Annotated in this window: 4 protein-coding genes; 2 read left to right on the plus strand and 2 right to left on the minus strand. The window is 75.1% G+C overall.

Features of this window, described 5'->3' with window-relative positions:
• Positions 1–144: 144 nt before the first annotated feature.
• A complete protein-coding gene (locus HCJ92_RS21660; protein WP_167935299.1) occupies positions 145–957 on the plus strand; it encodes a hypothetical protein in 813 nt (270 codons plus the stop codon).
• Between the two features lie 26 nt (positions 958–983).
• A complete protein-coding gene (locus HCJ92_RS21665; protein WP_167935300.1) occupies positions 984–1,946 on the plus strand; it encodes a pirin family protein in 963 nt (320 codons plus the stop codon).
• Between the two features lie 81 nt (positions 1,947–2,027).
• Here HCJ92_RS21665 and HCJ92_RS21670 read toward each other — a convergent pair whose 3' ends face one another.
• Positions 2,028–2,501 (minus strand): ATP-binding protein, encoded by a 474-nt coding sequence (locus HCJ92_RS21670; protein ID WP_167935301.1) that lies wholly within the window; start codon positions 2,499–2,501, stop codon positions 2,028–2,030.
• 967 nt (positions 2,502–3,468) lie between these two features.
• On the minus strand, positions 3,469–5,331 hold the full coding sequence (locus HCJ92_RS21675) for a KUP/HAK/KT family potassium transporter (protein ID WP_167935302.1): 1,863 nt from the start codon (positions 5,329–5,331) through the stop codon (positions 3,469–3,471).
• Between the last annotated feature and the right edge of the window lie 194 nt (positions 5,332–5,525).

Consider the following 5,525-nt stretch of genomic DNA (forward strand, 5'->3'; position numbering starts at 1 on the left):
GCCGCAGGAGTTCCGCTCCGGCGGCCCAGGGGTCACGATCCGGCACACCGTCGCGTCGTCGTCCCTGGGGCCGGTGCCGCCGCTCCGGAGAACCCGGCTTCCGGCGCCCCGCTCCGGCGCCGCCGGTGGCCGTCGGCCGCCGCCGTGCTCCTGGCCGTGGGCCTGGTCGCCGCCGCCGTGGTCGCGCCGTGGCGGGGCGACGTCACCGACACCGGCGGCGGGCAGCAGGCCACGGCTCCCACCGGACAGGACGACGCCTCGGCCGCCGGTCGACCAGGCTCCGGCGAAGCCGGAGCGGACGGTGAGGACTCTCCGGGCACCGGGGGCCGCCCGGACCCGGTGCCGCTCGACTGGACGGTGCGACCGGACGTCTGGCCGCAGGACTGCGGACACGAGTACCTGGTCGACCGGGAGCCGGCCGGGGTGCCCGGTCCGCCGGTGGCGCAGGACGCGGAGCGCTGGGTGGACGACAACGACGCCGTGCACGGCGGAGCCAGCGTCGTGGAGGCCACCCTGCGGACCAACGGCGCCGGTCCGGTGGTGGTGGAGGCGCTGCACGTCCGGGTCGTCGACCGTGACGAGCCGCTGGAGTGGCCGGTCTACGCCACCGGGATGGGGTGCGGCGGGGCGCTGTCGCTCGCCGCCTTCCGTGTCGACCTCGACGACCCGGCGCCCCGGGCGCGGCCGACCGAGGGGTTCGACGGCGAGAGCGGCGAGCCGCTCCCCGCGCCGCGGTTGCCGTTCCAGGTCGACGACGACGAGCCCCTCGCCGTGCGGGTCGAGGCGGGGGCGGCGGACTGCGACTGCGCCTGGTACCTGGAGGCCGAGTGGAGCAGCGGTACCGAGCGCGGCACGGTGCGGCTGGACCGCGACGGCGACCCGTTCCGGACCAGCGGGGTGGGGGACAACCCGCGCTACGTCCACCAGGACGGCGCCTGGGCCCCGTTCGTGCCCTGAGCCCGCCCTTGAGGCATGCTCGTGCCATGAGCAACCTCGACGCACGGCCCGCACCCGCCGACTGCGGCGCCGAACGGCACCCCGGTCCCACCCGTGATCTGCTGCCGGGCCGGCTGACCCCGCTCGGTGAGTCCACCGTGGTGCGGCGGCTGCTGCCCAGCCTCGGCCGGCGCATGGTGGGCGCGTGGATCTTCGTCGATCACTACGGCCCGGACGACATCGCGGGCGAGGCCGGCATGCAGGTGCCGCCCCACCCGCACATCGGGCTCCAGACCGTCAGCTGGCTGCACGACGGGGAGGTGCTGCACCGCGACAGCCTGGGCAGTCTCAGCACCATCCGGCCGCGGGAGCTGGCGCTGATGACCTCCGGCCGGGGCATCTCCCACTCGGAGGAATCACCCCGGGAACACGCCCGGCTGCTGCACGGTGCGCAGTTGTGGGTGGCGCTGCCGCAGGAGCACAAGGACACCGGGCCCGCCTTCGAGCACCACCGCGAGCTCCCGACCTTCGCGGGTGGCGGCGGTGTGAACGGCACGCTGATCCTGGGGGAGTTCGACGGTGCGACCTCGCCCGGCACCGTCCACACCCCGCTGACCGGCGTCGACCTCGCGCTCGCCGAGGGCGCCGAGACCCGGCTCCCGCTGGTGGAGGAGTTCGAGTACGCCGTGCTGGCGATGTCCGGTGCCTGCACCGTGGACGAGGTCCGGGTGGAACCCGGCTCGCTTCTCTACCTGGGCCAGGGCCGCCGTGAGCTGCCCGTCCGCGCCGACACCGACGCGAAGGTGATGCTGCTCGGGGGCCTGCCCTTCGACGAACGGCTCGTCATGTGGTGGAACTTCGTGGGGCGGTCGCACGAGGAGGTCGCCTCCGCGCGCGCCGACTGGGCGGCCGGCAGCCGCTTCGGCAGCGTCGAGGGCTACGACGGTGCCGCGCTCACCGCCCCGGCGCTGCCCCCGGTCCACCTGAAGGCCCGGGGCCGCACGCGCTGACCGGCGCGCGGTGCCGCGGTCGGCTCGCGGCGCTGCCGCGGCGCAGCCGGGGCGCCGGGCTCGCCGGTGCGGTTCCTCCGGTCAGCGGGGGAGCCACAGGCGCAGGGTGGCGGTGATGCGCTTGCCTCCGTGGTTGCGGCTGGCCTGGAACGAGTCGCAGAGGGTGGTGACGATGTGGAGGCCGTGGCCCCCGATGCGGCGGGGATCGCGTGGCTTGGCGGCCGGGATCTCCGGGCTGGTGTCCCGGACGCTGATGATCACGGTGCCGGGGATGTGCTCCAGGGCGAGGGAGTAGCCCCCAGAGGTATGGGTGCGGGCGTTGGTGACCAGCTCGCTGACGACGAGGCGGAGCGCCTCCCGGGAACCGAGGGACACCGGTTCGAGTCTCTGGACGCGCGACAGGAACTGCCGCGCCAGGGTACGCGCCTCCGCGACCCGTTCCGTGCCGTCGTAGACGGCACCGACCCGCACGGCGCCACGGTCGTGCGGGTCCGGGCGCTGGGAGGGGAAGCCCGTCAGCAGCGGGCTGCTCGCGGAATGGCGGTGGTGGGACATCAGCTCTGCCTTCCTCCACCCGTCACGGGAGTCGTGACCCCGGCCGTCGCCTTTGATCGTTTTGGGGTGGTTCGTGACGCTTACCCACCGTTGATGGCTCCATGTCATTACTCACGGTGAGGCGGTCCGGTGACGCGGCGGACGGTGGCGCCGTGCCCGCACGCGTCCCCGGTCTCGACATCCGACCCGCTGCTTCGTCCTCGTGCATGCGGTGCCGCTACCCAGCCGGAGGCGAAGTGTGCCTCATTCCACCGGATGCCGTGCCGGACGAGGTGATCGCGGGCGACGAATGGTGCGCGTGAGGCGGCATGCGACGCCGAGGTGGGCCACGCGTACGTGGTGGCGGCGGCTGTCGGCGTCGCGCCACCCCTGCGCCGGGCCGGGGGCTCACCGGGGAGTCCGGGCCGCGGCCGGGCTGTCGGGTGACGGTCGCGCAGGCCAGCCTCAGGTACGACCGCCGGCGCATGAGCAGGTCCCACCAAGGCGTGGAAGAGCGGTTCCCCGGGCTCGGAGGCAGCCCAGCGACGGGTCGCACGGCGGAGCTTGTCGGGGGGTGACCTGGTTGCGGGGCGCGGCGAGCCGTCGGCGGTGACTTCCGGGAGCAAGACCCCGACGACCCGCCCCCCGGCCACGACCACCACGACCAGCACGGCCGGCGCGCCGTTGGCGGAGCCGAGGTGCACCTCGGCGGTGCCGCCGAGCAGGTCGCGCTTGGCGCTGCTGTGCTTGAACAGCCCGCGCATGAGCCCGGCGACGGCGGTCGCCCCCGGGAACGTCTCGGTGCGGGCCGCTACCCGCCCGCCGCCTGGCCCGCGGCGCCCGGCGCGGCATCTCGCCGCGTCGGAGCCTCGCGCGAGGACGACGGGGTACGGGCTGCGATCCTCGCGCGGTGCGACGCACCGCACCGGGCTCCGCGGGCCGGGCGGTGCTGTTCAGCGGACGGGGCACCGGCGCCGGTCGGGGTGGTTCAGCGGACGCGGATGCGGCGGCCGACGATCATCGTCGTCGCGTCCGGTACGTCGAGCAGGTCCGCCGGGTGGGAGGTGAAGCGGTCCAGGAGCCGGTAGACGCGCCAGCGCGCCCGAGAGAGAACACCCTGCGACACGGGCGCGACGCGCGCCTCGGACAGTACATAGGTCGCCCCGACGGCGCTCGGCAGGGAGGGGTCGAGCAACGAGGCCGACGCGAGGACCTGCCGGGGCCGGAAGACGTCGTCGTAGCCGATGCTCACCCGCACCACCCACACCCCGACGTCCGCGCCGGAGGCGTCGACGACCGGGGTGCTGTCGGTGCCGGCGGCGGGCCGGTCCAAGGTCCGACCGCAGAGGATCACGACCTGACGGTGCAGGCTGCGCTCGTTCTCCAGCTGCATCCGGACCGCCAGTGGCGCGCGCTGGAGGTCGTGGCCGAGGAAGACGGCGGTGCCGTCCGGCCGCACCAACCCGTCGCCGCGCCCGCGCACCTGCTCGGCGACGGCGCCGATCGGCAGGGCGAGCGCGCGCGTGGCGGCGCGGACCCTGGCGCGCCCCGTCCACCAGGCGTACATCACGGTGGCCAGCACGGCGGTCACCAGCAGCGGCAGCCAGCCCCCGGTGCGAACCTTCGGCAGGTTCGCCGCGAGCACCGTCAGCACCAGGCAGAGCACCGCGACGGCGATCAGCAGCGCCGCCCGCCGCCTCGACCGCGCCAGCCGCACGACCAGCAGCAGCGAGGTCACGGTGATGGTGATGGTCACGGCCAGCCCGTATGCCGAGGCGAGCGCCGCGGAGCTCCCGAAACCCACGACCAGCAGGATGACGCCGGGCAGCAGCAGCCAGTTGACCACCGGCAGGTAGACCCCCGGCCCGCGCAGCTTGCCGTGGGCCGGCGGGAGCAGCCGCAGCCGGCCGGCCTGGTGGACGACGGTGAACGTTCCGGAGATCACCGCCTGGGAGGCGATGACGGTCGCCGCCGTGGCGACCACGACGGCCGGCAGCGCCAGCCAGGTAGGGACGAGGGCGTAGAAGGCCGACCCGGTCACCGGCCCCCGGGCGAGGACCGCCGCCTGGCCCAGGTAGGTCAGCAGCAGCGCAGGCATGACCACCAGCATCCACGCCCGGGTGACCGCCCGTCGTCCGAAGTGCCCCATGTCGGCGTAGAGCGCCTCCGCCCCGGTGACCGCGAGGACCGCCGCGCCCAGCGAGATGAACGCGGCGTGGGGGTGCTGCGCGAAGTACAGCACTGCCCAGTGGGGCGAGAGTGCGACCAGCGCGTCGGGGTGCCGCACGATCGCGGCCAGCCCCACGCCCGCGCTGAGCGCGAACCAGCAGATCATGACCGGCCCGAACCACCGCCCGATGGCCTGGGTGCCCCGACGCTGCACGAGGAACAGCGCGACCAGCACGCACACCGCGAGCGGCACGACGAACCCCGTGAGCCCCGGGGCCGCCAGTTCCAGCCCCTCCACCGCCGACAGCACCGAGATGCCCGGGGTGATCAGGCTGTCGCCGAGGAAGGCCGCGGCCCCCACCATCCCGAGCACCGTCAGCGCGGACCGGGCACGGACGGAGGTCCGGCGGTCCCTGCGGACCAGGGTCAGCAGCGCCAGGAGCCCGCCGTCCCCGTGGTTGTCCTCGCGGAGCAGCAGCCGGACGTAGAGGATGCCCACCACGCAGATCATCAGCCAGATGACGGTCGAGGTCGCTCCGTAGACCACCGCGCGGGACTCGTCGGGCGCCGTCCGCAGCACCGCGTCCAGCGCGTACAGCGGGCTGGTGCCGATGTCGCCGAAGACGACGCCCAGCGCGCCCACCACGGCGATCGGGCCCACGCTGCGCGGCGTCGCCCTCACGTCCGACCCACCCCCTCGGCCGCCGTCGTGACCGCCCCCGCGGCCGGGTCCGAGGCGACCGCGGCACGCGTCGGTCGAGCGCCCGTTGACCCGAGGTGCCTCACGGGGCGAGCGTAGGACCGCTCCCCGCGCGGCACCTGTCCGGCACGGCGCGGTGCCGCTCCCGGCCGGCAGCGGCCGGTCGGGGCGGGGGC

It is taken from the genome of Streptomyces spiramenti, from assembly GCF_012034385.1.
GTDB classification, from domain to species: domain Bacteria; phylum Actinomycetota; class Actinomycetes; order Streptomycetales; family Streptomycetaceae; genus Streptomyces; species Streptomyces spiramenti.